The following is a 25231-nucleotide window of genomic DNA, read 5'->3' on the forward strand; positions in this document are numbered from 1 at the left end:
CCAAAATTGATTTACAGTGCTGGGCGTTGTTGATTTACCCATAACTGCACAGATGGCCTTTCCCATTGATGCTTGGCGTAAGCTACCAATTTATCGGGTACTGAGTCGCCGTTGAGAATTAGGCGATGGAGTATTAAGGCCAAATCCACATCAGCAATAGACCATTGACCGAATAGGTTTTCAGTGTTGCTAGCAAGCAGTAATTCAGCAGCAGAGAATAATTTCTCAGCAGCTTTTTTTGCTTCCAAAGAAAGCGGTGGCTTTTTGACTCCGTAGAAAATAACCTCAGTCGAGCGTTCTTGTTTGATGGGCGCGAGGTCGCTGCGTAGCCAAGCTTGTACCTGACGCGCTCTAGCTCGACTCTGTGGTTCTTTTGGGTATAAAGGAGTACCGGGAAACACCTCATCGATATATTCTGCGATCGCAGAGGATTCAGACAAAGCGAATCCGTCATGAATCAAAGTTGGTACGCGCCGCGTTAAGGACTTGGCTGCAAAATCTGGCTCGTTTTGGACATTAGCAGCTAAATCAAGAGTTTGGATATCGAATGCTAATGCTTTTTCATGCAGAGATACGAAAGCCGAGAGCGCATAGGGGCTAGCGTACTGGGAATCGACATAGAGAAGAAGCGATGTAGATGACAATGTATTCTCCTATGGTGGCTAGTAATGTTTTTGACAATTGTTGTATAGATGCAAGTAGAAATTGGGAAATTTTTAATCTGCAATCTTTAAAACGCAGGTGCAATTGTACCTTTAAGATAGTTACTGATATACTCCTTTAACTTGGGATCTACAACTAGCTGATTGAGCTTTTGAACATTTGGATCGTTGATTTTTGATTGCACAGTTGCTAAACCAACTGCATAATTTTTGTTAGCCATACCAACTTCATCTAAGATAATAGGTTCTAGGGTTACCTTTGCTTGGACAAGAAAAGATGCAGATGTCACAGCTAAATCTAAATCATCCAAAGCTCTGACAATGGCGTAATTATCTAATTCCTTAATTTGCAGTTTTTTGGGATGATCAATAACATCCTTGACACTAAAATACTCACTGGACTTTTCTTTTAAATTGATTAAGTCGATGTGCTTGAGGAATTTTAAAGCCCGATCCTGATTGCTATCATCATTAGAAATTGCGATTGTTGCCCCTACAGGAACTTCATTCACTGATTTGATTTTCAGCCGTTTAGAGTAGAGTCCAGTTATAGAGGTATAACTACGATTTAACATCACAAAATCCGCGTTGAGTCTTTTGGCGGCTTGTTTCATAAATGGTTCATGCTGGAAAAAATTAGCATCAATTTCTCCACCCTTGAGAGCATCGTTAATTTTCACCGAATCAGCAATAGTTACAATCTCAAAGTCGAAGCCTTGACTAGGGGCTATTTCTTTTTTAATGTACTTTAAAACATCTTCAGTGGTAGTATTACGAGAACCGACTTTCAGTAAAGCTGTCTTAGCTGGCTGAGTAGTGGATTGACTAACTGCCTGGCCACTTGGCTGACTATTGGAGGAATTTTTATTTGATGAACAACTGGCGAAAAGAACGGATAAAAGCGTGCTTACCGTTACTAGCAGAAAATAGCGGCGGTTGATGCCTGTAAAATTAATTCCTTGATATTTACTCCTCATCTTTTTTATTTCCTAATTTAGAATGAAGGTACGATAGTACCTTTATAGTTGGCGTTGATAAAATCCTTCAATTTGGGATCTATAACTAATTGATTTAATTTTTGAATATTCGCATCATTAGATTTTGATTGTACAGTTGCCAAGCCTGTGGCATATTTTTTATCTGCCATACCAATTTCATCTAAAACAATGGGAGTTAGACTTATTTTGGCTTGGAGAAGTAGAGATGAATAGGCAATACCTAAATCGAGGTCGTCTAATCCTCTGCCGATGGCATAATTATCTAATTCTTTAATTTGCAGCTTTTTAGGATGGGCTATGACATCTTGCACAGTGTAATAATCGCCTGATTTTTCTTTTAAGTTAATTAAATCTAGGTGTTTGAGAAACTTTAAAGCGCGATCCTGATTGCTATCATCATTAGAAATGCCAATAGTTGCCCCTACAGGAATTTCGTTAACAGATTTTATTTTGAGCCGTTTTGAGTAAAGTGCATATACAGTAGTATAGCTGCGATTGAGCATGACAAAATCTGCATTTAGTCTTTTGGCAGCTTGTTTCATAAATAGTTCATGCTGGAAAAGATTAGCATCTATTTCCCCATTTTTTAGGGCATCGTTAATTTTTACAGAATCACCAATTGTCACAATTTGAAAGTCTAAATTTTGACTGGGTGCGATTTCTTTTTGGATGAATTTTAAAATATCTTCTGAAACAGTATTGCGAGAACCAACTTTGAGTTGTGCGGTTTTAGTTGATTGGCTAACTGGTTGGTTGGTTGATTGACTAGTTGAGGAATTTTGGTTTGATGAACAACTGGCGAAAAGAGTTGATGCAATAGCACTTCCTGTTCCTAGCAGAAAATATCGGCGGTTGATTCTCATTGAACGAATTATTTGAGATTTGACACTTATTTTTGATAGTTTGTTTGAGCAGGGGTAATATTAATAGGACTTACGCACAGGTTATAGAAAATTAAACCGCAGAGGACGCAGCGAAAAGTCGGAGCGGCGGAAACCGCCGATCTGAACTTTTCAAGACAGAGTACACAGAGAGAAGTCTGAGCGCTGGCTTCCAGCGAACAGAACTTCGGTGGTAATAAGAGTTTGAGAGGTTTTTGCGTAAGTCCTAATCAATTCAAAATTGAGAAAATTTGAATTTTGAATTCTGCGTAGTGATACTAGAAAAATCCCCCTATCGGTAATGCAGTACCGTTGATTTCGTAATCTCCAATAGCACGGGCTTTGAAGTGGCTGGGATTATGGGATGACAAGGTGCGGGCGTTGCGCCAATGGCGATCTAAGTTGTAAACAGTCTTGGTGCTGGAAGCGCCACCGACTTCAAATAGTAGGGTGGCTGAACGCAGTGTTAGATCGTCTACTATCAATTTTGCTTTGGCAGCCAGCAAAGAAGCATTTAATGCCGCAGCGTTTTTAGCTTCTTCACCTTGAGATAGTGCAAGATTGAGACGATCAAGGGCATCTGCTGCTGCTAAAACGATCGCTTCGGCAGCAAAGGCATTAGCAGAAAGTTGACCGACGGTTTGCTGCAATAATGGATCGTCGCTGGCTTGCTCAGATACGGAGTGGTAAAAGGTTCTCGGACGTTTGAGGACTAGATTTTTGGCATCGCGCAAAACGCTGCGGATAATCCCTGCGTTCACAGCCGTTAAAATTAAATGGGCGACAACTTTGTAGGGTACATTGTCTGCATCTGGATCGGTTTCTTTGATAACTTCATCTGCTTCGACGCGAACATTTGTGAACGTCGTCGTTCCTGAACCAGTCAGCCTTTGCCCAAAGCCGTCCCAGTCGTCTACTAGGGTAATTCCTTCGCGGTTGGTGGGAATGATTGCGATCGCAACAATACCATCAGGAGTCAGCAGCCTTACATAAATTAAGTCTGCAAACAAACTGCCTGTACTATAGTACTTGATACCGTTCAAACGATAGCCATCGCCATCAGGCGTTAATTTCGTACTGACTACTTCACCACTCCCGGCGCGTTTGGCTTCGAGTTCAGTGGCGGCGAGTCCAATAATTGCACCATCAACTACCGCCTTTAGCCAGCGACGATAGCGATCGCTCCGTGCAGAACGTAAAATCTGCTCTGTGACAAAGAAATGATTCCGCAGAATATGTGCAACGTTAGGATCGGCATCCCCCAAGCGAATTACAACTTCAAATAGTTCGCGGACATTAGCACCACCACCACCTTCAGCAACGGGGATGCGTAATGCACCTAGCTTGGAACGCCGGATGAGGTCAATGACATCATAGGGTAAGATGCGATCGCGTTCTCTCTCAATAGCCCCCAGCGCAATAAAATCGAAAAGCGCTTGCAGTGCCGGCGAGTTGGCGGTAACTGGAGTTGAGAACTCGAATGTAGAATCTATAGCTTTTTCTACTGGTTGAATCATGATTTTTCTCTGCAATAGATAGCTTCGGTGGCGATTTACTTAGAAAAATCCTCGTGGTGGGAGTGGTTTGCCGTTAATTTCATAATCTCCCACCGCACGGGCTTTGAAGTGACTGGGGTTGTGCGATGCTAAGGTGCGGGCGTTGCGCCAATGCCGATCTAAATTTGAGCTTTTCTTAGTTGTGGAAGCACCGCCAACTTCAAATAATAGAGTGGCTGAACGTGTTGCCAAGTCATCAACAATTAATTTCGCTTTGGATGCACTTAAAGAAGCTGCCAAAGCTGCTGCTAATTCAGATTCTGCACCTTGGGCTTTAGCAGCAGGGAGGCGATCCAGCGCATCAGCAGCAGCCAGGACAATTGATTCCGCAGCAAAGGCGTTGGCGGAGATTTGCCCGATAGTTTGCTGCAATAGGGGGTCATCTGCTGCTTGCTCGGCTACGGCGTGGTAAAAAGTTCTGGGGCGTTTGTGTACAAGATTAATAGCATCGCGCAACACGTTACGAATAATCCCTGCATTCACCGCAGTTAGGAACAATTGCGGCACGATATTGTAGGGTAGATTGTCTTTGTCTGTATCTGTCTCTAAAATTACTTCATCTGCTTCGACGCGGACATTGGTAAAAATAGTTGTCCCCGTGCCTGTTAGCCTTTGTCCAAAGCCATCCCAATCATCGATTAGTTCAACACCATCGCGATGGCTGGGAATAATTCCCGTAGCTGCACTGCCATCGGGTGTGAGTAAGCGTACATAGAGATAGTCTGCATAAAGACTACCTGTGCTGTAATATTTCGTCCCATTCAAACGATAGCCATTGCCATAGGGTGTTAATTTGGTATTCGCCACTCCGCCACCACCGGCTCGTTTTAGTTCTAGTTCAGTGGCGGCGCTACCGAAGATTGCGCCATCAACTGCGGCTTTAATCCAGCGCCGATTTCTTTCGGTGCGTTCCGAACGCAAAATTCGCTCTGTAACGGAGAAATGATTGCGGACAATGTGAGCAACATTCGCGTCAGCATCACCCAGACGAATAGCCACCTCAAACAATTCCCGTGCAGTACTACCAGCGCCACCTTCAGCAACGGGGATGCGTAATGCACCTAAGCGGGAACGCCGAATCAATTCAACCACATCATAGGGCAGAATGCGATCGCGATCGCGTTCCGCAGCCCCAACAGCAATAAAATCCAAAAGCTGCTGGAGTTCTGGCGAATTGGCTCTCACCGGTGCCGAGAACTTAATTTGATGGTCTAGAACTTTCTCTACAATTTGGGTCATTGTTTTTCTGTGTGAATATTTGATTGAGAAAATCGCGCTTAGTAGTCTGTCGCAAAAATTTCGAGGGGTAAAAAACGAACCTCAAAGACGCGAAGTGGGCTAAGGAAGAGAAGAAGAAACTTACCCTACATAATTAATGCGTCAGACTACTAGAAAAATCCTCGCTGTGGTAGCGGCGTACCGTTGATTTCATAGTCCCCAATAGCACGGGCTTTGAAGTGTCCGGGATTATGGGATGCTAAGGTGCGGGCGTTGCGCCAATGACGATCTAAATTCGAGCTTTTCTTAGTTGTGGAAGCACCGCCAACTTCAAATAACAGAGTTGCTGAACGTAGCGCCAAGTCATCAACAATTAATTTCGCCTTAGCTGCACTCAAAGAAGTTGCCAAAGCTATGGCTAATTCTGCCTCTTCACCTTGACCTTTAGCAGCCGTCAAGCGATCCAAACCATCAGCCGCCGCCAGGACAATTGATTCCGCAGCAAAGGCGTTAGCGGAGAGTTGCCCCACGGTTTGCTGTAATAGGGGGTCATCTGCTGCTTGCTCGGCTACGGCGTGATAGAAAGTTCTGGGGCGTTTGTGGATGAGGTTTGTAGCGTCACGCAAAATACTGCGAATAATCCCTGCATTCACCCCAGTTAGGAACAATTGCGGCACAATATTGTAGGGCAATTTATCTGCATCTGGGTCTGTATCAAGAATTACTTCATCTGCTTCAACTCGGACATTTGTAAATGTAGTTGTTCCCGTGCCAGTTAACCTTTGCCCGAAGCCGTCCCAGTCGTCTACAAGGTCAATGCCCTCGCGCTTAGTTGGAATAATTACTGTAGCAACAGTATCATCAGTTACTAATACCCGCACGAAAATTAAGTCTGCAAAAATGCTGCCAGTACTGTAATACTTTGTCCCATTCAAACGATAGCCATTGCCATCGGGTGTTAATTTTGTAACTGCTACTGCACCGCTACCAGCACGCTTGACTTCTAATTCAGTTAAAGCGAGTCCAATAATTGCGCCATCAGCAACAGCTTTCAGCCAACGGCGATTTCTCTCGCTGGGTTGAGCGCGTAAAAGCCTTTCTGTGACCGAGAAGTGATTCCGCACAATGTGAGCAACATTCGGGTCAGCATCTCCTAGGCGAATTACAACCTCAAACCATTCCCTTGCAGAACTACCAGCACCACCATCAGCAACGGGGATGCGTAATGCACCTAACCGAGAACGCCGGATCAAGTCGATGACTTCAAAAGGGAGAATGCGATCGCGATCGCGCTCACTTGCACCCAGAGCTATATAGTCTAATAGGGTTTGCAATTCCGGCGAATTAGGCGTAACAGCAGCCGAAAACTGCAAGGTAGAATCGATAACTTTTTCTTCAATTTGAGTCATGGTTATATATGGGGCATGGGGCATTGGGCATTGGGCATGGGAAATTAATAAACTTCTTTCTTTTCCTCCTCTTCTTTGCACGCCAGTTGCTTCAAGTCGGCAGAGCCGCCCAACGCACTGGCTTGTCTCTGCGTCTTTGCGTGAGATAAATCATTCCGCAATTATGCAACGCCAAAATTCATTGGCTCACGCTCAAAAGTTTTGGTAGTTGCTCAACGGGAGTATCAAGCAGATAAGCGAGAACTTCTCTGCGCCAACCGTCGTAAACGGCGTTAATACCATCAACTCCGGTAATACCCTTGGCTTTATGAGCAGTATCCCAATGGTCTATCAGATAGTTCGTGCGTCTTTGCTGAATCTCTTCATCTCGCTCTAACAGTCGTTGAGCTAGTTCGGCTCGCTCATTTGCTGATGCTTTATCATAAATTTGCTTCCACCAATCAATGACTGCTAACCGATGCGCTGCTTCATCAGGTAGTATTTTGTCTACAAAATAGCTGGCGGTTTTGGGGTCGCTAATTCGACCTACTCGGCTTTGCAGCAGGAATGGCCCGACAACATGAAGCTCATAATGGATTTGAAATGCAGCGAATCCCAACCAATCCCGCACAGCAGAGTCACCCATAAATTCCCAATGTTCTTTTACCTGTCGCTGAATCTCATTGATGGGGTCATAGCCTAATAACTCCTGTACTCGGAGGCGACTATTAAGGGAGTGTGCGCCATCATCCCCTAATTGGCGACTCAAAGATAATTGCCAATGGGGATCGTCAATTAATTGTGCGATCGCTCTAGCAATTACCTGTACAATAAACAAATCGTGGGCGGCTCCAGCAATGCGAAAGCGAGCAAAATTCTCTTTTTCTGCCTGTGTCTCAGGCGGACGAGTTTCTACTTTTTCTAAGTTGAGTAAATAAGGCGCATGTTGAGCTGCTAGCTTATTGAGAATTTCAGTTTCGTATTCTTCCGTCCACACAGGTTTACTTAAACTTGCAACCATTAGTTTTCTCCTAAATTTAACGAGCAGAAATTATCAAACCTTGAGCTTTTCGTCTGGGCGGTTTAATCCAAAGTGTTCTCACAAGGTCTTTCCTGTATATTCGTAGCGACAAATTACCATCTAATTGAACGAATTATTGTGTTATTTATCCTCATTTTTGTAGCCTCCTAATTTAGAAGACTGGTAACACAGCATCTTGATAGGTACTGTTGATAAATTCTTTGACTTTAGGATCGATAATCATTTGATTCAGCTTTTGAATTCTGGGGTCATTTTCTTTACCCTGCAAAGTTACTAAGCCTAGAGCATATCTTTTATCATTGGTTGATTCTTGAATAATCGGACGCAAATCTAACTGTTTTGCTTGAATCCGTAAACTTCCTAAAAATGCACCTAAATCCACATCATCCAATCCTCTAACAATAGCTGGCCCATCTAATTCTTTGAATTGGAGATTTTTCGGATTCTCTGCAATATCTTTCACAGTGGCGAGATTTCCTGATGTATCTTTCAGCTTGACTAAATTATTAGCTTGTAAAAACTTTAAGGTACGATCCTTATTACTAGCATCACTTTGAATAGCGATTGTCGCACCATTAGGAATTTTGTCTAGAGATTTAATTTTTTTAGAATAAATACCCAAAGGTGTTAAATATGTTTGATTCAACATCACTAAATTCAGGTTGAGTCTTTTAGCCGAATCTTCCATAAATAAACGATGCTGAAAATAGTTAGCATCAATTTCGCCACTCTTTAAGGCGTTATTAACTTGTACCCAATCACTAAATTTTACAATTTGAATTTCTAAACCCTGACTGGTAGCTAATTCTTTTTGAATAAACTTCAAAATATCTTCAGCAATTACAGACCAAACACCAATTTTAATTGTGCTGCTTTGTTGTGAGTTTGATACATTCTGACTAGTTGGTGTGCTGGTAGATTGATTTTTATTTGAGGAACAACTAGCAAAGAAAACAGATGCGATTGCACTTCCACTTCCCAGGAGAAAATAGCGACGATTGATAATAATTGCACGAATTCCGTCACGGTTACTACTCATGTTTGTTTTCTCCTGGCTGGTATTGCAATTAATAAAAGTGGAATAGCATGATCATAAATTTATTGTGGTGCGGGCATCTTGCCCGCTATAATTATCATAATTAAATGCCGATTAGCTTAATCATTCGCACTAACTAACTGAGGCAATTGATCCACTGGAATATCTAGCACATAAGAAAGAATTTCTTTTCGCCATGCATCATAAATAGCTGGTTGTTCTTTGACTTCTCCAGTACCAAGGGCTACTTGATTAATTTTCCAATAGTTTTTTAAATAAGCATTGCGGCGTTTTTGTCCTTCATTATCTAGTTCAATAATCTGTGCGATTAATTCTGCTTTTTCTGCACCAGAAATTTTGCCGTATTGATTGCGCCACCAATCAATCACACCAATCCGATGTTCTGTTTCATCTGGGAGAATTCTTTGGGCTACAAAATTACTTGTTTCTGGGTCGTTAATTTTAGTTAACCGCTTATTGACTAATAAACCTGCAACAATGTGGAGTTCGTAGTGAAACTCAAACGCTAGAAACCCGAACAAGCTACGAGTAGACAAATCGCCAAAGAAATCCCAGTGTTCTTGTACCTGGCGTTTAATTTCATTAATCGGATCGTATCCCAATAATCTCAAAACGCGATCGCGGCTATATTGAGCATGTGCGCCATCATCGCCTAACTGTCGGCTTAAAAATAGTTGCAAGTGTAGGTCATCTGGAACTAAATTAGCGATCGCCCGACCGATAACTTGCACTATATAGGAATCATGGGCCGCACCTGCAATCAAGTACTGTGCAAAGTTTTCCTGCTCTTCTTTGGAAGTAATCGGTCGAGGTTCATCTATAGGTGCAGGTGGAATATGGGGCGCTAGTCGAGCGAAAATGCGATCGGCGGTTTCAGTTTCAAACTCACGATAGCCTGGACGCGCTAAAGCTACAGTCATGTATTAACCTCACTGCAAAATTATATAACTACCAAACTATTTATCTCACCTGACAGCAAGTCGCTCTTTTTCAGGTGAGCGTAAAACTGAGCTAATTAGATTGAGTAAAAAGCCGATGGAATGCCAACAATTGATGAATCTGCGGATTTGAGAATTAAACTCGACAATTAGAATTAGCGATCGCCAATTCTTCTACTCTCTACATTATGCTTAATTCAAAAATCTTTGTGAGAGATATAAACCTAATTTTAATATAGGTTTATAGCAGATTCATTTCAGAAAATCAAGTATGCGTACTAATAAATTCTTGCGAAACAATAAGAGTTAAACCATTCTCAGTCTGGAAAAGTTTATCTACCATACGGTAGCCTATGTTCTGGGTAAATCTTTTGGGAATCTCTCCTGTTTTACTCGTATTTGCTAGCTCTAATTTGCTGTTAAACCTTTGTTAATTAACACAGGTCTTGAGCAAAATGTATAGTTTGTTGACAAAGAGCTTGTAACTTCTGTGTCTTTCAATTACTATTATTGCATTAAACTACTGTAAATCAATCGACAATAAGTATTTTCAATGCTGCTGCAATTGGCATAGTCACTTACAGAAGACATCTACAAAAGATGTCTTCTGGTCTTTACTATAGGATTCCTATGTGATTTTTGACATCTAGATTAGTAGAGTTAGCATCTCAACTCTACAATTAATCTCTTAGTCTAGAGGGCGTTTTCCATAATCAAGCTGGATTCCTATATTCAGAAATTAGGTGTTGAACTTAGTCTCAACAGATAACCTTTGTGTATAAGTCTTGAGTCCAAATTCTTCACACCCAAAAAGGCATGAAATATGAGCTTCAACAGCCAAGTTATCGATAAACTAGCTTCTCAAGATTTGCCATACGTAGAGGCCAACCTCAATTACCTAGTCCCGATGGCGCAAAAACCTGTCAACTATACCTATGAACCACCATCAGGTATTCCCCGTTCTAATACAGCCTATGAGATCCGCAAATCTCGAATCTACAATGCTCGTTCTAGAAGAGAGGATATTCTACTGGATCGAGAAGGATTTGCTTTTACCGAACATAATACCAATGTCCGCGACTTCTATAACGAAGACGAAATACGTCAAGTTTACTACCCAGAAGCAGAGCAATTATTAAAAGAAGTTACAGGTGCAACTAAAGTAGTAATCTTCGATCACACCCTACGCAATGCCGATATCAGCAAGCCAGGTGAAAATAAAATTAGAGAACCTGGTAAGCGCGTACATAATGACTTTACCGCTAAATCTGGCTATACAAGAGCGCGCTGGGAGTTAGAAAAAAGAGGCTTAGGTAATGATGAGATTGAAGCCCTCTTACAGAAAAGATTTGCCATTATCAATGTTTGGCGGGGAATTGCAGATACAATTCAAGAATCGCCATTAGCATTGACTGATGCACGCACTATTGAACCACAAGAACTAGTAGCTGGTGATTTAGTATATCCAGATCGCACTGGTGAAACCTACGCCGTCACATATAACCCAGAACATAAATGGTATTACTTCCCCGAAATGCGGCGAAACGAAGTCATATTTATTAAATGTTTTGATTCTGCAGAAAACGGGCCTGCACGTTTTTCCGCCCACTCAGCCTTTGACGATCCAACTAGCCCCCCAAATGCGCCAGCAAGACAAAGTATTGAGTTGCGAACATTCGTCTTTTATCCTGAGTAAATACCTCAGATGTTACGCATTTAAATTGTATATTTTGCACTAAGGTTGTCAAAAGTCCAGAGTCAAGAGTCAAAGGTTAACTTTTACTCTTGACGCTGAACAAACTTAACGCGAATATATTGAATCGAGGCTGGTATTCATTCTTTAACTCTGCAATTACGAATTACGAATTACGAATTACGAATTATTTGCACTGATTAATTGCATTAGTAAAAGTCCCATCCCATAGAGGCGTAACATTCACCTTAGATGGAATTACACCAGTTTTTGCAAAGGTATCTGCTACCCTTTGTTGAGAAGCGATCGCTTCCTTGGATACGGGACGAATTTGAGAACGGCGTTGTTGTAACCCCTCTTTAGCATCATCTAGAACTAGCTGGAGATCTACACCGATTGCTTGTGCATAGGCTTGAGACCAAGTTTCTAAATTCTTGCTGTTGGCTTCTCGCCAACTTTGAGCTTTTTTGAGCCGACAAAGAAAGTCACCAATTGCAGCTTTTTGATTTTGATCTGCGATCGCCTTCGGAGATGCGAAAATCAAAAAGTTACCACTAAGAATATTTTTGGCTGACTTTAATTCTCTAGCACCATCTTTCTTTGCTTGTTGAATTGCATAACCGTAAGTAGCCCAAGCATCTAAATCACCTCTCCTAAAAGCTGAAAGTCCATCAGGAATAGTTAAGGCAACAGCATTAATATCTTTGAATGAAAGCCCCACTTCTTCTAACATTTTGATGAGGAAATAATGGGCTGTAGTCGCTCGTACATAACCCACTTTTTTACCTTTAAGGTCGGCAACAGTTCTAGCTTTAGAATTTTTGGGTACAAGTAATGTTTGTCCCACAGTCGGCCCTCTGTTAGAAGCAATTAGCTTGACTGCAGCATTAGATTGAATGCCAAAAATGGGCGGTATCTCACTCCCAGAACCCACATCAATTGCATTAGCATTGATAGCTTGTACTATCAAATTTCCGGCGGTAAATTCTTTAAACTCAACTTTGTAAGGAAAGTTATCTTGTTTTGCTAATTTTAAGAGTAAATCCCAGCCACCTTTATATTTAGCAACACGCAAAGTCACATTTGATAAGTTTTGTTTTTGTTGAGCCACTGCAATATCTTGAATATTACTTGCAGTCAACCCCACAATAGACAAGCTCAAAACTGAGCTAAAAGCGCATATAGCCGGAATAGTTTTAAATGAAACTTCCTGAGTTAGTTTTTTAGGTTTTGAAAAATCAAGCCAATTAGCGATCCGTTTCAATGCGGTGAATTTCATAAATGACTCTATAGCTCCTAATTCATGTTTGACAAAAATCTGCTTTATAACAACTACAAAGAAAGATAATTTCCTTGTAATATCAAGAAATAACTATTTATGCTGATTAATTGCATTAGTAATAAATCTATCCACTAGGCAGCTATTAGCCGGATAGAATGATATTTACCAAGCGTAAAATACTGTAATTCTATGTGATTACGTGTGTTAAATTAATATCGCATAAAAATCTATCTAAAGCAATAGACAATGAATCGACTTTTAATTTCTAAAAATTCATAAAATTAGCATAAAATCTATCATGCCTTACTGTTGATATTTAATGCACATTTGATAGTGGGGATTGTGAGATGGCTGAATTATTACAACTACCAGAAGCAAAAGACAGAGAAACTATATATATTGCCTTACTACCGCAAATTAAAAATTTAATTGCAGCAGAAAAAGACTTAATTGCAAACTTAGCTAATATTACGGCTGTTTTGCATCAAGCATTTAACTTTTTCTGGGTAGGATTTTACAGGCGGATTGATGATGAGTTAGTACTTGGCCCATTTCAGGGAACTTTAGCCTGTACTCGCATACATCTTTTTCAAGGTGTTTGTGGTGCAAGCGCTTCTCAAAAACAAACAATTATTGTCCCTGATGTTGATTTATTTCCTGGGCATATTGCTTGTAGTTCTGCTTCTCGTTCCGAGATTGTAGTACCTCTTGAAGACGCAGGAGAAGTGCAACTAGTACTTGATATTGATAGTGACAAAATAAATGATTTTTCTACCAGCGATGCTTTTTATCTTGAACAACTTATAGAATTAATTAAACAACGACATTTTGATAGTTGCAAACATAACTACCAAGAATAGAAGTGGCTGTAATTCCAACTCCATTTTCATTAGAAAACAAAATTGCCCTAGCGACTGGCGGGAATAGCTATGGCATTACTGTTAATGCTGTAGCACCAGGTTGTTTTGCTACAGAAACCAACGCAGATTTAGCAGCCGATCCAGAAATCGCTGATTGGCTGAAAAAACGTACTTCCCTTGGACGTTGGGGAGATCCCAAAGAAATGGCTGGTGCTGTGGTTTTTCTAGCTTCTAACGCTGCATCTTATGTGACAGGTCAGATTTTAGCTGTTTATGGTGGATACTTGAGCCATTTGTAAGCAATAACTCAAATCTGCGATCGCTCTTTTCCTGGTGATGAGAAGAGGAAGAAAATAGCTAAAGAATAGTTTCTTCCTCAGTTTTCTCTAAGGACGATTTCCCGATGGATATTGATGCCCTAAGATAGGATGGGGTGTGTAAGGTTCTTCTAAAAATTTGAGTTCGTCTTGAGAAAGCTCTAAATCTACAGCCTCCGCAGCTTCTTTGAGATGTTCTATCTTACTAGCGCCAATGATGGGAGATGTCACACCTGGTTGATGTAATAGCCAAGCTAGAGCAATTTGTGTCGGTTTAACGCCTCGTTTTCCAGCTAATTCAACGACGCGATTGACTACTTGAAAATCAGAATCTTGATAGTAGAGATTGTGAGCAAATTCGTCAGTTTTTGCCCGCAGAGTTTCGCCATATTCTGATTTACTGCGATTCCCTGCTAAAAATCCCCGCGCTAAGGGACTCCAAGGAATAATACCAAGTCCTTGATCGAGGGCGAGGGGTATGACTTCTCGTTCTTCTTCCCGATAAACTAGGTTGTAGTGATTTTGAATTGAGACAAAACGAGTCCAGCCGTGAATATCTGCTGTATAGAGAGCTTTAGCTAATTGCCATGCAAAAACACTAGAAATTCCTAAATAACGGACTTTACCAGCTTTGACAATATCATGCAGCGCTTCTAAAGTTTCTTCAATCGGTGTTTCATAATCCCAACGATGAATTTGGTACAAGTCTACATAATCTGTCTGTAATCGCCGCAAAGAAGCATCGATACTGTCAAAAATATGTTTGCGAGATAGTCCTTTGTCATTCGGCCCGTCGCCAACTTTACCATGTACTTTGGTAGCAATTACAACTTGGTCTCGTTGAGCAAAGTCTTTCAAGGCGCGCCCAACAATTTCTTCACTCGTACCCAAGGAATAGACATCGGCGGTATCAAAGAAGTTAATTCCCAAATCCAAAGCCAGTTTGATAAATGGGCGACTTTCTTCTTCTTCTAATACCCATTCGCGTAATTTCCGAGAGCCATAAGTCATCGTACCCAGGGTAATACGCGATACTTTTAGTCCAGTTTTGCCAAGATTTACATATTTTGTCATACTGCCTGCTCTACTTTTTGTTGAAATGCTTAATAATGTTGTGTGCGATTTTGCTATAGCCTTTTAACCATGATTTCCCTAGATAATTGCAGGGCTATAAGCATGACGTTGCAAAAGCTAGTATAATACTACTGTAACTTAATCGACTTACCGGAGTTAATGAATATAAAATTAAGAATTGCACATAAATGATAAATAGGGAACAGTATATCGGGAAATATTTAACAGAGGCGGGTTTTGGCAAAATATTCTAGAGCAGAAAAGCGATCGCACTCAGCACAAAATCGAAACAGAAGCTCAGGAGCATAGTGAAAACTATCTCTACTGTGCAAATTTCAAGATAAATTCTCTAGTATAGTCCGGTTAGACTATAGAATTAACGTATATTAAAATTAATCTAGCTATAATAAACTAAAGATAAGTTGTTATTACTGTTAAATAAAATACATTAAAGTATCGATTAAAACTTTAATATATCTGGCTAACCATAAAACACAATATTAGGCACAAATAATGAATGTATCTAATTATTCTGCCTAAAGATTTAAGAATATATGTTTTCTAAATATAAAAACAAGACTTTAGTTGATTTAATTTAGTTATGCTAATATTTAGATAGCCTAATGCTCATTAGAAAATATTAGTTTTCTCGTTTTAGTGAGTTACATCTCCTTGTGTTGAGGGGCTAGAGGTGATGATGTACCTCATGCATATCTTTCTGAAAATACAGGATGCATCAGAGTAGTTACTGTTTTTATTGCAAATGCTATTGCGTTAGTCCTGTTTTGTAGCTTTTCAGCAATTAATTCCCATAAACTTTGTCTTTCACTATCTAGAAAGATAGGTAGATACTAGAAAGCAAAATGCGTAAGTAATGAAAATAGGAGATAGGAAGAAAATAATACTCCTAATTTCTCATGATTAGCTATTTTGTCATCATCTTCAACACTAGGAGAAGCATGAAAAATACTCAAGTCGTCATTAAAAAAACACTTAGCGAAACAGTTTGCAAAGCTAACCAGAAAAAACTCACTTGCAATAAACCACCACAACCAGGTTCAACCCAAGGAAATTGTCCTTTTGATGGTGCAATGGTTTCTGTAGGCGCTATTACTGATGCTATTCATTTAGTACATGGTGCTGTTTCTTGTACTCACAATCCTTGGGCAAATCATGGTAGCCTTTCATCAGGCTCACAGTTATACCAAACTGCTTTTACTACCGATTTTAGTGAGGGTAATATCGTTTTTGGTGGAGAAAAGAAACTCTATAAAGCGATTGTAGATGCTGCTCAACGCTATCATCCGGCTGCTATTTTCGTTTATGCTACTTGTTTGTCTGCTTTGATTGGTGATGATATTGAAAGCGTCTGTCAACTAGCTAAACAACAAATTAATATTCCCGTTATCTATGTCAATGCGCCGGGATTTCTTGGGAGTAAAAATTTAGGTAATCGTATCGGTAACGAAGTTTTATTAAATGCTGTCATTGGCACAGCCGAACCTGAATTTACTACACCATTCGATATTAATATTGTTGGTGACTATAACGTTGCAGGTGAAACTTGGAATATCTTACCCTTATTTCAAAAAATGGGAATTCGGGTTCTTGCTAAAATTACAGGCGATGCGCGTTATCAAGAAGTTTGTTATGCTCATCGTGCTAAATTAAATGTAGTGCTTTGCTCAAATGTAGCCATCCAAATGGCACAAACTATGGCAGAGCGCTATGGAATTCCTTATATTGAAGAATCTTTTTATGGTGCGGCTAACTTAAACAATTGCTTGCGGAATATTGCAACACAATTAAGTATCTCTTTGGGAGATAATATTGTTGCTTATGATTTACAAGAACGTACAGAAAAGTTAATTGCTCAAGAAAATGCTGCTCTCGATATTGCTTTAGCTCCTTACCTTGCTGATTTAAAAGGAAAGCGCATTTTGCTTTCTACAGGCGGTGTCAAAAGTTGGTCACTTATTTTAGCAGCCCAAGACTTAGGAATGGAAGTTATAGCAGCTACAGATGGCAAAACTACAGAAGAGGAGAAAGCTAAAATTAAACAATATCTTGGTGCAGATGGAATGCTGTTGTCTGATACAACTCCCCCAGCAATATTAAAGGTATTAAACCAAAGCAAAGCTGATATTTTAATTACTGGTGCTGGTAATAAATATACAGCACTCAAAATGCGAATTCCTTTTTTAGATATTAACCATGAACGTCATCATGCTTATGCTGGTTATGCAGGTTTGGTAGTATTAGCACGGGAATTACATGAAGCTTTGTATAGTCCTATATGGCAGCAAATTACCAAATCTGCTCCTTGGGATGACAAAATCAGCTATCAGCTATAGCCACAAGTTTCTCCTGTAAAGTTCGGTGTCATGAATCATCTCCTATACACCTTTTGGTTAGTGGGAGATGTTTTTTTATAAAAACCAGGTTTATTTCAAATAAAAGTTAATACAGTTCAGTTAAGGATAATTGTAGGTTGGGGAGCCAGTGCGTTGCGGGGGTTACCCCCGTTGTAGCAACTGGCGTTAGAGCGATAGCGAAACCCAACATTCTCGCGGAAATGTTGGGTTACCCTGCGGGAAGCCGCTGCGCGTCTACGTTCCTCAACCCAACCTACTGAACCGTATTGAAATAACAGTTACTTATTCGCTAAAGTTTAGATTTTAGATTGAGTATATTTTAATCAAAATCCAAAATCTAAAATTAATTTATCGCTCTATCCAACGTCTCACAGTTGCCAATTGTGTAGAGAACCATAACGCACCTAAAATGCTTATACTACCACAGACAATTAAGGCATGAGTCGCACCAAATTTGTCAGCTAAAGTTCCAGCTAGCAAATTTCCAAAGGGGATTGTACCCACTGTTGCTAAAGCATAAAAACTCATAACTCTTCCACGCTTATCCTCAGCAACTAGGGTTTGAATAATCATATTGCTACTTGTAATTTGTAGGATGCTAAAGCAGCCTGTAAACACCAGTACGATGATGGAAAGCTCGACTTGACGCGATAGTGAAAAGGATATCAGACTTAAACCGATCGCAACTTGAGATACTACAATTACACGCTCTAAGCCTCCAATCCCTCGCCGCATACTTAAATACACACAAGCCAGGAACGAGCCAATCGGCGCTGAGGTGCTGAGGTGTGCCATTGTAGTTGCATCTCCATTTAAAACCTTAGCCGCAAAAACAGGCATTAGTGCAATATGAGACATCCCCACTAAACCATTTAACGTCAGCATGAGTAACATGACTTTAATGGCGTAGAATTGGCGGACATATTCAAATCCCTCCCATAATTTCAGCAACGTATCTCTAATACCACTAAGAGCTTCCATCGGTCTAACTGGTAGCCGCATTGCTAGTATGGTGAGGATAGCAGGAATATAGCTAAGGGTATCGTAGAGAAAACAGTATTCTACCCCTAAAGTAGCTATCAAAATCCCGCCCATAGCAGGCCCCAATACTAAAGAAGAACTTAACATGACTGAATTTAGCGCGATCGCATTACTCCAATCAGCGCGATCGTCTACGGTTTCAGTGACGATTGTATGACGCACGGGCATATCTAAGCCCTTCAGCAAACCATTGAGAACACTCAGTACCAATAGGCTAGGAAAAGTAATCCATTTAGTAAAAGTCAGAATTGTTAATGCCAAGGAAACGCTAATTCCCAATATCTGCACCAACATTAACAAGTCACGACGACTCCAGCGATCAGATAATATCCCCGAAAAGGGAATCAGTAATACAGTAGGTAAAAATTGAACAAACCCTGCAACCCCCAACAACCAAGCCGATTTAGTCAAATCATATACCAGCCAAGGAATAGTTAATTGCTGGGTCATAAATGTCCCAGACATTGATAGTAACTGTCCTCCGAAAAGCAGGCGAAAATTACGCCAGCGTAAGGCGGGTAAATAGTGATACGTGATATTCGTGATGCTTTCCCCGAATTGTCTATGCCAAATTTTCATGAGGAAAATTTCATTATGGTCTACTAATAATTAGATTAACTAATGATACTAGAATAATCGCTATTTGCTTGTCTGTTTGCCCTAACACTTTTGCCTACTGGATATTGGCAGAGAAAAATCTAGACCAGAGTATGTATGCAAATATAGAAAATTCCTATTTAGTGATTGCATACTACGTTAAATCTATCGGAATAATGTATGATAATCTCAGTTATGCTCCCAGGATAAGAAAGTTGCTAGTAAATATTGGATATCGGCAACATTTCTCAGGAAATCGGCGAGTGTGAACACCTCCTGACAGATAAAATTCTGGAGAATCTTCATGGGCTATAAACATATAGAAGTTAAACAAGTAGCTGGTTACATCGGTGCAGAAATTGGTGGTGTAGACCTTTCCCGCTCTCTTTCTGACGAGCAAGTCCAAGAAATTCGTAAAGCATTATTAAAGTGGAAAGTCTTATTCTTTCGTAATCAGAACATCGATCATGCTGCCCAGGTCGAGTTCACATCTCGTTTTGGCGAAGTGACTTTCGCTCATCCCTTGGGAGAACCAGAACCAGTTCCCGGATTTCCTCAACTCAAACCTGTAGACCGTAAGCTTTATGAACGCCAGTATGGTTTCCGCACTGGCGGCCCTTGGCACACAGATGTTACAGCAGCCATTAACCCACCAGCCGCATCAGTTTTACGCGCAGTGACTGTTCCTAGTTTTGGTGGTGATACCCAGTGGAGTAACCTGGTTGCTGCCTATGAAGGACTATCTGCACCATTACGCGATTTAGCAGACACACTAAAAGCGGAACATCGCTTCAATGGGAGGGGATATGAAACCCGCGACAACAAATTTAATGAGCGCATTGCGGTTAATCCCCTAGTTTCCATTCACCCAGTCGTCAGAGTTCATCCTGAAACTGGTGAACGTGCTTTGTTTGTTAACCCTGGCTTCGTCTCCCGCATTGTGAATGTCTCCCCAGACGAGAGCAAGTATTTGCTAGAGTTGTTCTTTAAGCAAGTCACTAAACCTGCCTATACTACCCGCTTCCGTTGGAACAGTGGTGATATAGCTTTCTGGGACAACCGCGCCACGGTGCATTTAGCTCCACAAGATTTGGATCATTTGGATGTGGAACGTCTGCTTTATCGCACCACCATCACAGGTGATGTTCCTGTAGGTGTTGATGGTTCTCGTTCCGAAGTGGTTCATGGTGAAGCCTTCAGCGCTGAAGTACCAAGTGTATTCAAGCAAAAAGCTGGGTCTGTGGCAGCACAACCAGCACTTTCATCAAACTAAGTTTTGAGTCATGATTGCTGAGTAAATTTAAAAATACTCAGTAATGATGAACGCAGACATGAGCCCTTGTAGCTCTACAAGGGTAACTTTGCATAACCTAAATCTCTGGAGAATAAATTATGGCGTTGCATAATAGAGGGATTAATTGAGGTCATCTACTATGCAATGTCCATACTGCTGTATCTGCGTTGTATGGGTCATAATGAAAGTCTCCAGTCAATTTGGATAAAAGGCGATCGCAATGTTTCTCAGGCAGGCGATCGCCAAAGTTTTTGATCTACAAAAGAGCGCTGTACAAATCTGGGAATTACGAGCGTATGTGCGATAAATAACCCACAATATCTGCGTCACCTGTTAGAGGTGCAAAGTCCTGATATGCTGTTAATGCATCTTGTTTGACTTGTTCGGGAACGATGGGGAATGTGGTAAGGATGTATGCAAATTCTGCTTCGGTTAAACCGTAGAGGTGAGCTATAATTCCGTCGAGTTCTGCGCGGAGTTTGGCTCTTTCGCTTTCGTCGGTGACTCCGTTGGTGTGGGAATCGAGTCCAACTTCTTGTGCTAGTTCGTCAAATTCTGGCGTGGTGCAGATGAGTTTGGCTGCGCGTTGTACAATTTCGTTGAAGTATTTGCCACCTTCTGTTAAACGTGGGATAGGTAGTTGGTAAACGTAAAAAAAATTTACATTAGCAGTTACTCTTAGACGTAGTAAATAATCTAAAACAAAGCTATTCCAAACTCCGCCAACATAAAGCATTACATCATAGTTGATTTGACGATTTCCTTCATAGTCATATGTACGAACAGATTGAAAACTTTCGGCATGGAAATTAGGAGGAATTATTGAGGAAATCATTGTTCTTGCATCTGTATTCCTCGCAATTTTGCGAAAACCAAGTCGATAACTTTGATAGTCAACTTTTTGTCCTTTATCTTGTTTTCTTCCAAGTACAGCTGCTCTTCCTTCTTTTTCAACAATCCAGTAGCGTGGTTTTTCAAACTGGTGGTTAAATTGGTGAATCATTTTGCCTTCATATAAAGGCATCATTCCAGGTTTGCTATCTTTGCAAAAGAGATAGCTATCATTGGTCATGTGAAATTCGCTTTGTAAACTAATATTCCAACAGTTATTTAGCTTTTGACCTAAAAGTGGATATTTAGAAACTTTTTCTGCTATTGAGAAATCATAATTATTCGCAAATTCAACTATTCCTAAACTATCAGGTGATAGTTTCCGTACCAGATCAATGGTAATTGGCAAACTCTCATTACTTGGGAACATTTGAAGTTCCTGTACATCATGACGCATAAAAGCAGATGGAAATTCTGTTGTTTTTCCACCCTTCACAAAGGTAAGTACAACAAATTTAAAACGACTATCAACTTCTTCAAAAATTGTTTTGCGATTTTCAAAGCAGAATAAACCTGTAATATTTGTTTGATTAAACAACATTTCTCGTAGTTGTTTAGCACCTAAGTCAGTATAAATACCGCTAGGAATTACAATTCCACACTCACCATTTGGACGCAAAAGGTTAAAGCACTGTTCGAGAAATAATTTGTAGAGATTAATATCCGTTCCAGCTTTCTTCCCATTCACAACAGAAATCTGATTTTTGTACTGTTCAGATGAACGAAAATAAGCACTTATATGAGGATATTGGCTTTGATATTCTAACCAAGCTGCTGCAACTTCAGGATTTTCTAAAAGTATTTTCTGTTCTTTTTCAAAAACCTTAATATCCATCTTATTCTTCGTCACTAGTTCATTATGCTGTGCGAAGAATTCTTTCGCCTGGGGCTTAAAAATTTCCCAAGGTGGATTAGTTATAATCGCGTCAAACCCACCCCTTCCCAAAACCTTATCAAAGTGATAACCCCAGTGAAAAGGCTTCAACGCAGCAATATCATCAACATTTAAAACCCGCTTCTTTGGTTTACCAGTTAACTGAACTTCCTCATATTTAATACCTAAGCGCGTGCTAAACTCATCCAAAAGTAAAACATTTAATTTTTCTTGTGACTTATTATTTATCTCATCAATAGATGCACGCAACAATAAAAGTCTTTTATCTTGATGTGTTCCTTCATCTAAACCCCCAACTTTCTCCTTTCCAGGGATGAAAGCGTGTTTTTTATACAATTCAATTGACTTATTCTTCTCCTCTAAAATTGACTGATATGTATAATAAGAACTAGATTGGAATAAACTTAATTGCAAATCGGGATTTTCTTGTTTGTATCCCCGTGCTTTAGCTTTCGCTGTTATTTGAACTTTATCAAATACAGTTGCATCAACTTTCATCAATCCAATCAGCGAATTACCCGCCATAATATTAAAATCAATATTAGGCAATGGTTCTAATTGATTCACATCATGAGCAGAAGACACCAAAGCTAAAAATAAGCGAAGTTTAGCAATTTCTGTCGCTTCCTCCATGATGTCAACCCCATAGAGATTATCAGTAACAATCCGTTTTTTTAAGTAATAAGATATAGATTGATGTCTGTCTCGAATATCTTTAATTTGTTGCTTTAAACTTGCATCTCCTATGACATCAATCATCCCAATTACTGCACCGTAAACTAGGATAAGTGTTTTCATCGCCGCCACAAGAAATGCACCCGAACCGCAAGCAGGGTCAAGAATTGATAATTTTGGCAGAATATCATTAATTAATAAACGACAGATATTTGCATCTAGTTTAAATATCAGTTCGTTATAATCTTCAAAAGGTCTATACTTATCAGATAAAGAATCATTAACGCGGTCTAAAATGAGTTTATGAATCGTTCTATCACAAATATATTCAGTGATTTGCGGACGAGTATAATAAGCACCAAATGCTTTTTGATTGACGTATTTTTCCAGTATGTAGCCTAAAACGTCCGGCGATATTTCGTCGTCTTTACCTTCTGGTGTATCATCTAAGTTCCAAGAATATTTAGCAAATAACTCTAAAACTTTTTCAAATGCTATATCAGGAATTGAAATATTATTTTCTTGTTCAATGCGATGTTGAAGGAATAATCCACCATTGAGGTATTTAATCACCCCGACCAACTTTTCTACTGATGGGTCACGGTCTTCTTCTGGTGTAGCAAAACTGTCAAAAAATAAAACTTTCAGAAAACTACTATAAAAAAGATTCTCACCTTTATCTTTACTTTGGTTGAGCCGATTTTGTAAATAATTTAAATCTCCGTTATCCAGAAAACTCTTACGTTGGAGGAAATAAACGAACATCATCCGATTGAAAATTACCGATGCATACCAACGTTTATCAGCCTCGTTGTTGATTCCTTTTATATGCTGTAAAAACTGCTTATGTTCTTCTTGAAACTCTTTATAAAATTTCTTGGTTACAGGTTCTACATCAAATGCATCTTGAAGACGACGTGCAATTTCTACAACCGAAAGATTATCATCTTCGAGTTCAGTAATATCAATAACTAAAGAACCGAGCTTACTTAAAAATAAGTCTCCCGGTTGACCCTTGACGTACAAAGGCTCACGAACTGTAAAGACGCGATTAATCGCGTCTCTACGTTCTCGCTTCACCCAATACCAAAGACTTCGAGTACGCTGACTATCAATAAATATCAACAGATTTTCAGCGATTAAATTAGTAACTTCTTTGTGAATTTCAGCCCGAATTTTTGCATCAGGAATATTACCATCTGCTGCTGTAACTTCAAAAATAGCTACACCAGAACTCTCAGCAATTCGCTGGTATTGGTAAGTTTTTTCTTCAATTTCCAAGTGTACAGCTTTTTTCTGCGAAGAATCTGACCAACCCAATTGTTGGATAAACAAATCCTGAAATTGAAATTTATGTAATAATTCTCGTGTTTGTTGAAAATTAAGTGTCATGATATACTACCCTGGCAGATAAAAATAGAATTTTGTGTAGTAAAAAACGAGCATAAAAAATATGCCCATAGACCAAAATCTTGGAGCCACGACCCTTAATAAATAAGGATTTCTTTATAAAAATGGAATAATACTGATACTTTGATAACCTTTTTCACTACTAAAAGGCTCAGTCTTAATACTGCTAAATCACACGTTTTTATATGAGCATATAACGCAATTAGCAGTATATTTGCGGTTAAAATTTGGCAGTATAAAAATATTTTTTTAATTAAATCTCAGTTTATCAACCTAATAAAAGCTTAAAAGCTTATCTAATAAGGCTTTAGAGAACTATAGATAATTACTTAGGAAAAGCTAAAGATAGCCTCAGTAACACTGAAATAAAAGATAAAATCAATACGCGCTTTTGCGTGTTTATTTATGGTTATATAAGGAATGCGATCGCAAGATAATTATTTTGTAAGTATTTATGCAGCAAGCTGCCGCACAATTTTTTAACTAAAGCTCAAACAGCCAAAGACATCCTCTACAGATAATTGCCAATTTCCTAATACGCTGAGGACAGGTAAAATATCTTTTCCTTGTTTTATTTCTGGTAATTGATTGGGCTGAAAAACCATTATTGATTCATCATCAGAGTCAAGAAACCAACCTAGCTTTGCACCATTTTGGATAGAAAATGTGATTTTACGAATAACCCGGTTAGCAGATTGTTCTGGAGAAAGAACTTCAATAATCCAATCAGGAGGAATTTCAAATTTGTTGGCAATTCTGCCATTTTGACGTAAAGGAATACGTGACCACTCAAAAATAGCAACATCTGGAACTAACGACATCCCCCCAAATGTGCAGCGTAACTCTGGAAATGCGTAAGCTAACTTTTGTGGTTTGCCAATCTCATTAATACTAGTCACCAAAAAGCTTTGTAAGGTACTGTGTTCTCCCTGGGGCATGGGTTTTTGGTAAATTTGACTATCAATATATTGGCTGGCTGGTTGAGTTTCCGGTAATTTCAAAAAATCTTCTAGGGAAAAATTTGAGGATAAGTGAGATGATAATGTCATAATTAATTACCCAATCCCTATAATTATTGTACGATATG

19 protein-coding genes are annotated in these 25231 nt (G+C 39.7%); 5 read left to right on the forward strand and 14 right to left on the reverse strand.

What is annotated here, in order from left to right:
• Window positions 1-11: 11 nt before the first annotated feature.
• The 9 genes from yfcF to AACU25_RS32730 form a co-directional block, all read right to left on the reverse strand.
• Complete coding sequence (yfcF, locus tag AACU25_RS32690) at window positions 12-644, reverse strand: glutathione transferase (protein WP_096582835.1); 633 nt, start codon at window positions 642-644, stop codon at window positions 12-14.
• 86 nt (window positions 645-730) lie between these two features.
• A complete protein-coding gene (locus tag AACU25_RS32695; RefSeq protein WP_096582837.1) occupies window positions 731-1639 on the reverse strand; it encodes a MetQ/NlpA family ABC transporter substrate-binding protein in 909 nt (302 codons plus the stop codon).
• A 17-nt stretch (window positions 1640-1656) separates the two neighbouring features.
• A complete protein-coding gene (locus tag AACU25_RS32700) occupies window positions 1657-2523 on the reverse strand; it encodes a MetQ/NlpA family ABC transporter substrate-binding protein (protein ID WP_096582839.1) in 867 nt (288 codons plus the stop codon).
• Between the two features lie 296 nt (window positions 2524-2819).
• Entirely contained in the window at window positions 2820-4058 is a 1239-nt protein-coding gene (locus tag AACU25_RS32705; RefSeq protein WP_096582841.1) for an acyl-CoA dehydrogenase family protein, read from the reverse strand.
• Between the two features lie 39 nt (window positions 4059-4097).
• On the reverse strand, window positions 4098-5336 hold the full coding sequence (locus AACU25_RS32710) for an acyl-CoA dehydrogenase family protein (RefSeq protein WP_096582843.1): 1239 nt from the start codon (window positions 5334-5336) through the stop codon (window positions 4098-4100).
• Between the two features lie 149 nt (window positions 5337-5485).
• Window positions 5486-6724: an acyl-CoA dehydrogenase family protein gene (locus tag AACU25_RS32715; RefSeq protein WP_096582845.1), complete on the reverse strand. Its 1239-nt coding sequence runs from the start codon at window positions 6722-6724 to the stop codon at window positions 5486-5488.
• A gap of 178 nt (window positions 6725-6902) precedes the next feature.
• On the reverse strand, window positions 6903-7724 hold the full coding sequence (locus tag AACU25_RS32720; protein ID WP_096582847.1) for a hypothetical protein: 822 nt from the start codon (window positions 7722-7724) through the stop codon (window positions 6903-6905).
• Window positions 7725-7896: 172 nt separating this feature from the next.
• On the reverse strand, window positions 7897-8784 hold the full coding sequence (locus tag AACU25_RS32725; RefSeq protein ID WP_199347216.1) for a MetQ/NlpA family ABC transporter substrate-binding protein: 888 nt from the start codon (window positions 8782-8784) through the stop codon (window positions 7897-7899).
• Between the two features lie 116 nt (window positions 8785-8900).
• Window positions 8901-9722: a hypothetical protein gene (locus AACU25_RS32730; protein WP_096582849.1), complete on the reverse strand. Its 822-nt coding sequence runs from the start codon at window positions 9720-9722 to the stop codon at window positions 8901-8903.
• 841 nt (window positions 9723-10563) lie between these two features.
• On the opposite strand from AACU25_RS32730, the gene AACU25_RS32735 reads away from it, so the two are divergent.
• Window positions 10564-11436, forward strand: a complete 873-nt coding sequence (locus AACU25_RS32735; protein ID WP_096582851.1) for a CmcJ/NvfI family oxidoreductase — start codon at window positions 10564-10566, stop codon at window positions 11434-11436.
• Between the two features lie 184 nt (window positions 11437-11620).
• Here the strand turns inward: AACU25_RS32735 and AACU25_RS32740 are convergent, their stop codons facing one another.
• Window positions 11621-12712 (reverse strand): ABC transporter substrate-binding protein, encoded by a 1092-nt coding sequence (locus AACU25_RS32740; RefSeq protein ID WP_096582853.1) that lies wholly within the window; start codon window positions 12710-12712, stop codon window positions 11621-11623.
• A 350-nt stretch (window positions 12713-13062) separates the two neighbouring features.
• Here AACU25_RS32740 and AACU25_RS32745 point away from each other — a divergent pair, with 350 nt between their 5' ends.
• Together AACU25_RS32745 and AACU25_RS32750 are read left to right on the forward strand one after the other, a co-directional pair.
• Complete coding sequence (locus AACU25_RS32745) at window positions 13063-13575, forward strand: GAF domain-containing protein (protein WP_096582855.1); 513 nt, start codon at window positions 13063-13065, stop codon at window positions 13573-13575.
• A gap of 2 nt (window positions 13576-13577) precedes the next feature.
• A complete protein-coding gene (locus tag AACU25_RS32750; protein WP_199347215.1) occupies window positions 13578-13874 on the forward strand; it encodes an SDR family oxidoreductase in 297 nt (98 codons plus the stop codon).
• Window positions 13875-13961: 87 nt separating this feature from the next.
• Here AACU25_RS32750 and AACU25_RS32755 read toward each other — a convergent pair whose 3' ends face one another.
• Window positions 13962-14966 (reverse strand): aldo/keto reductase, encoded by a 1005-nt coding sequence (locus AACU25_RS32755; RefSeq protein ID WP_096582859.1) that lies wholly within the window; start codon window positions 14964-14966, stop codon window positions 13962-13964.
• A 959-nt stretch (window positions 14967-15925) separates the two neighbouring features.
• Here AACU25_RS32755 and nifE point away from each other — a divergent pair.
• Complete coding sequence (gene nifE, locus AACU25_RS32760; RefSeq protein ID WP_096582861.1) at window positions 15926-17320, forward strand: nitrogenase iron-molybdenum cofactor biosynthesis protein NifE; 1395 nt, start codon at window positions 15926-15928, stop codon at window positions 17318-17320.
• Window positions 17321-17689: 369 nt separating this feature from the next.
• Here the strand turns inward: nifE and AACU25_RS32765 are convergent, their stop codons facing one another.
• The gene (locus tag AACU25_RS32765; protein ID WP_096582863.1) at window positions 17690-18961 is read right to left on the reverse strand and encodes an MFS transporter; all 1272 of its coding nucleotides are present in this window, start codon (window positions 18959-18961) and stop codon (window positions 17690-17692) included.
• Between the two features lie 322 nt (window positions 18962-19283).
• Here AACU25_RS32765 and AACU25_RS32770 point away from each other — a divergent pair, with 322 nt between their 5' ends.
• Window positions 19284-20252 (forward strand): TauD/TfdA dioxygenase family protein, encoded by a 969-nt coding sequence (locus tag AACU25_RS32770; protein WP_096582865.1) that lies wholly within the window; start codon window positions 19284-19286, stop codon window positions 20250-20252.
• A 307-nt stretch (window positions 20253-20559) separates the two neighbouring features.
• On the opposite strand, the gene AACU25_RS32775 is transcribed toward AACU25_RS32770, so the two are convergent.
• Both AACU25_RS32775 and AACU25_RS32780 read right to left on the reverse strand, forming a co-directional pair.
• Window positions 20560-24126 (reverse strand): Eco57I restriction-modification methylase domain-containing protein, encoded by a 3567-nt coding sequence (locus AACU25_RS32775; protein WP_096582867.1) that lies wholly within the window; start codon window positions 24124-24126, stop codon window positions 20560-20562.
• Between the two features lie 497 nt (window positions 24127-24623).
• Window positions 24624-25193 carry a Uma2 family endonuclease gene (locus AACU25_RS32780; protein ID WP_096582869.1) on the reverse strand — a complete coding sequence of 190 codons (570 nt, stop codon included), beginning with the start codon at window positions 25191-25193 and terminating at the stop codon, window positions 24624-24626.
• Between the last annotated feature and the right edge of the window lie 38 nt (window positions 25194-25231).

This window comes from Tolypothrix tenuis PCC 7101 (assembly GCF_963874875.1).
Lineage (GTDB): Bacteria > Cyanobacteriota > Cyanobacteriia > Cyanobacteriales > Nostocaceae > Aulosira > Aulosira tenue.

Excerpts from the sequence above, each read along its gene's own strand:
- AACU25_RS32770 (WP_096582865.1), top strand. The coding sequence starts at position 19,284 with ATGGGCTATAAACATATAGAAGTTAAACAAGTAGCTGGTTACATCGGT.
- AACU25_RS32700 (WP_096582839.1), bottom strand. The coding sequence starts at position 2,523 with ATGAGAATCAACCGCCGATATTTTCTGCTAGGAACAGGAAGTGCTATT.
- AACU25_RS32780 (WP_096582869.1), bottom strand. The coding sequence starts at position 25,193 with ATGACATTATCATCTCACTTATCCTCAAATTTTTCCCTAGAAGATTTT.
- AACU25_RS32695 (WP_096582837.1), bottom strand. The coding sequence starts at position 1,639 with ATGAGGAGTAAATATCAAGGAATTAATTTTACAGGCATCAACCGCCGC.
- AACU25_RS32730 (WP_096582849.1), bottom strand. The coding sequence starts at position 9,722 with ATGACTGTAGCTTTAGCGCGTCCAGGCTATCGTGAGTTTGAAACTGAA.
- AACU25_RS32745 (WP_096582855.1), top strand. The coding sequence starts at position 13,063 with ATGGCTGAATTATTACAACTACCAGAAGCAAAAGACAGAGAAACTATA.
- AACU25_RS32725 (WP_199347216.1), bottom strand. The coding sequence starts at position 8,784 with ATGAGTAGTAACCGTGACGGAATTCGTGCAATTATTATCAATCGTCGC.
- AACU25_RS32705 (WP_096582841.1), bottom strand. The coding sequence starts at position 4,058 with ATGATTCAACCAGTAGAAAAAGCTATAGATTCTACATTCGAGTTCTCA.
- nifE (WP_096582861.1), top strand. The coding sequence starts at position 15,926 with ATGAAAAATACTCAAGTCGTCATTAAAAAAACACTTAGCGAAACAGTT.
- AACU25_RS32715 (WP_096582845.1), bottom strand. The coding sequence starts at position 6,724 with ATGACTCAAATTGAAGAAAAAGTTATCGATTCTACCTTGCAGTTTTCG.
- AACU25_RS32735 (WP_096582851.1), top strand. The coding sequence starts at position 10,564 with ATGAGCTTCAACAGCCAAGTTATCGATAAACTAGCTTCTCAAGATTTG.
- AACU25_RS32740 (WP_096582853.1), bottom strand. The coding sequence starts at position 12,712 with ATGAAATTCACCGCATTGAAACGGATCGCTAATTGGCTTGATTTTTCA.
- AACU25_RS32775 (WP_096582867.1), bottom strand. The coding sequence starts at position 24,126 with ATGACACTTAATTTTCAACAAACACGAGAATTATTACATAAATTTCAA.
- AACU25_RS32755 (WP_096582859.1), bottom strand. The coding sequence starts at position 14,966 with ATGACAAAATATGTAAATCTTGGCAAAACTGGACTAAAAGTATCGCGT.
- AACU25_RS32710 (WP_096582843.1), bottom strand. The coding sequence starts at position 5,336 with ATGACCCAAATTGTAGAGAAAGTTCTAGACCATCAAATTAAGTTCTCG.
- AACU25_RS32765 (WP_096582863.1), bottom strand. The coding sequence starts at position 18,961 with ATGAAAATTTGGCATAGACAATTCGGGGAAAGCATCACGAATATCACG.
- AACU25_RS32720 (WP_096582847.1), bottom strand. The coding sequence starts at position 7,724 with ATGGTTGCAAGTTTAAGTAAACCTGTGTGGACGGAAGAATACGAAACT.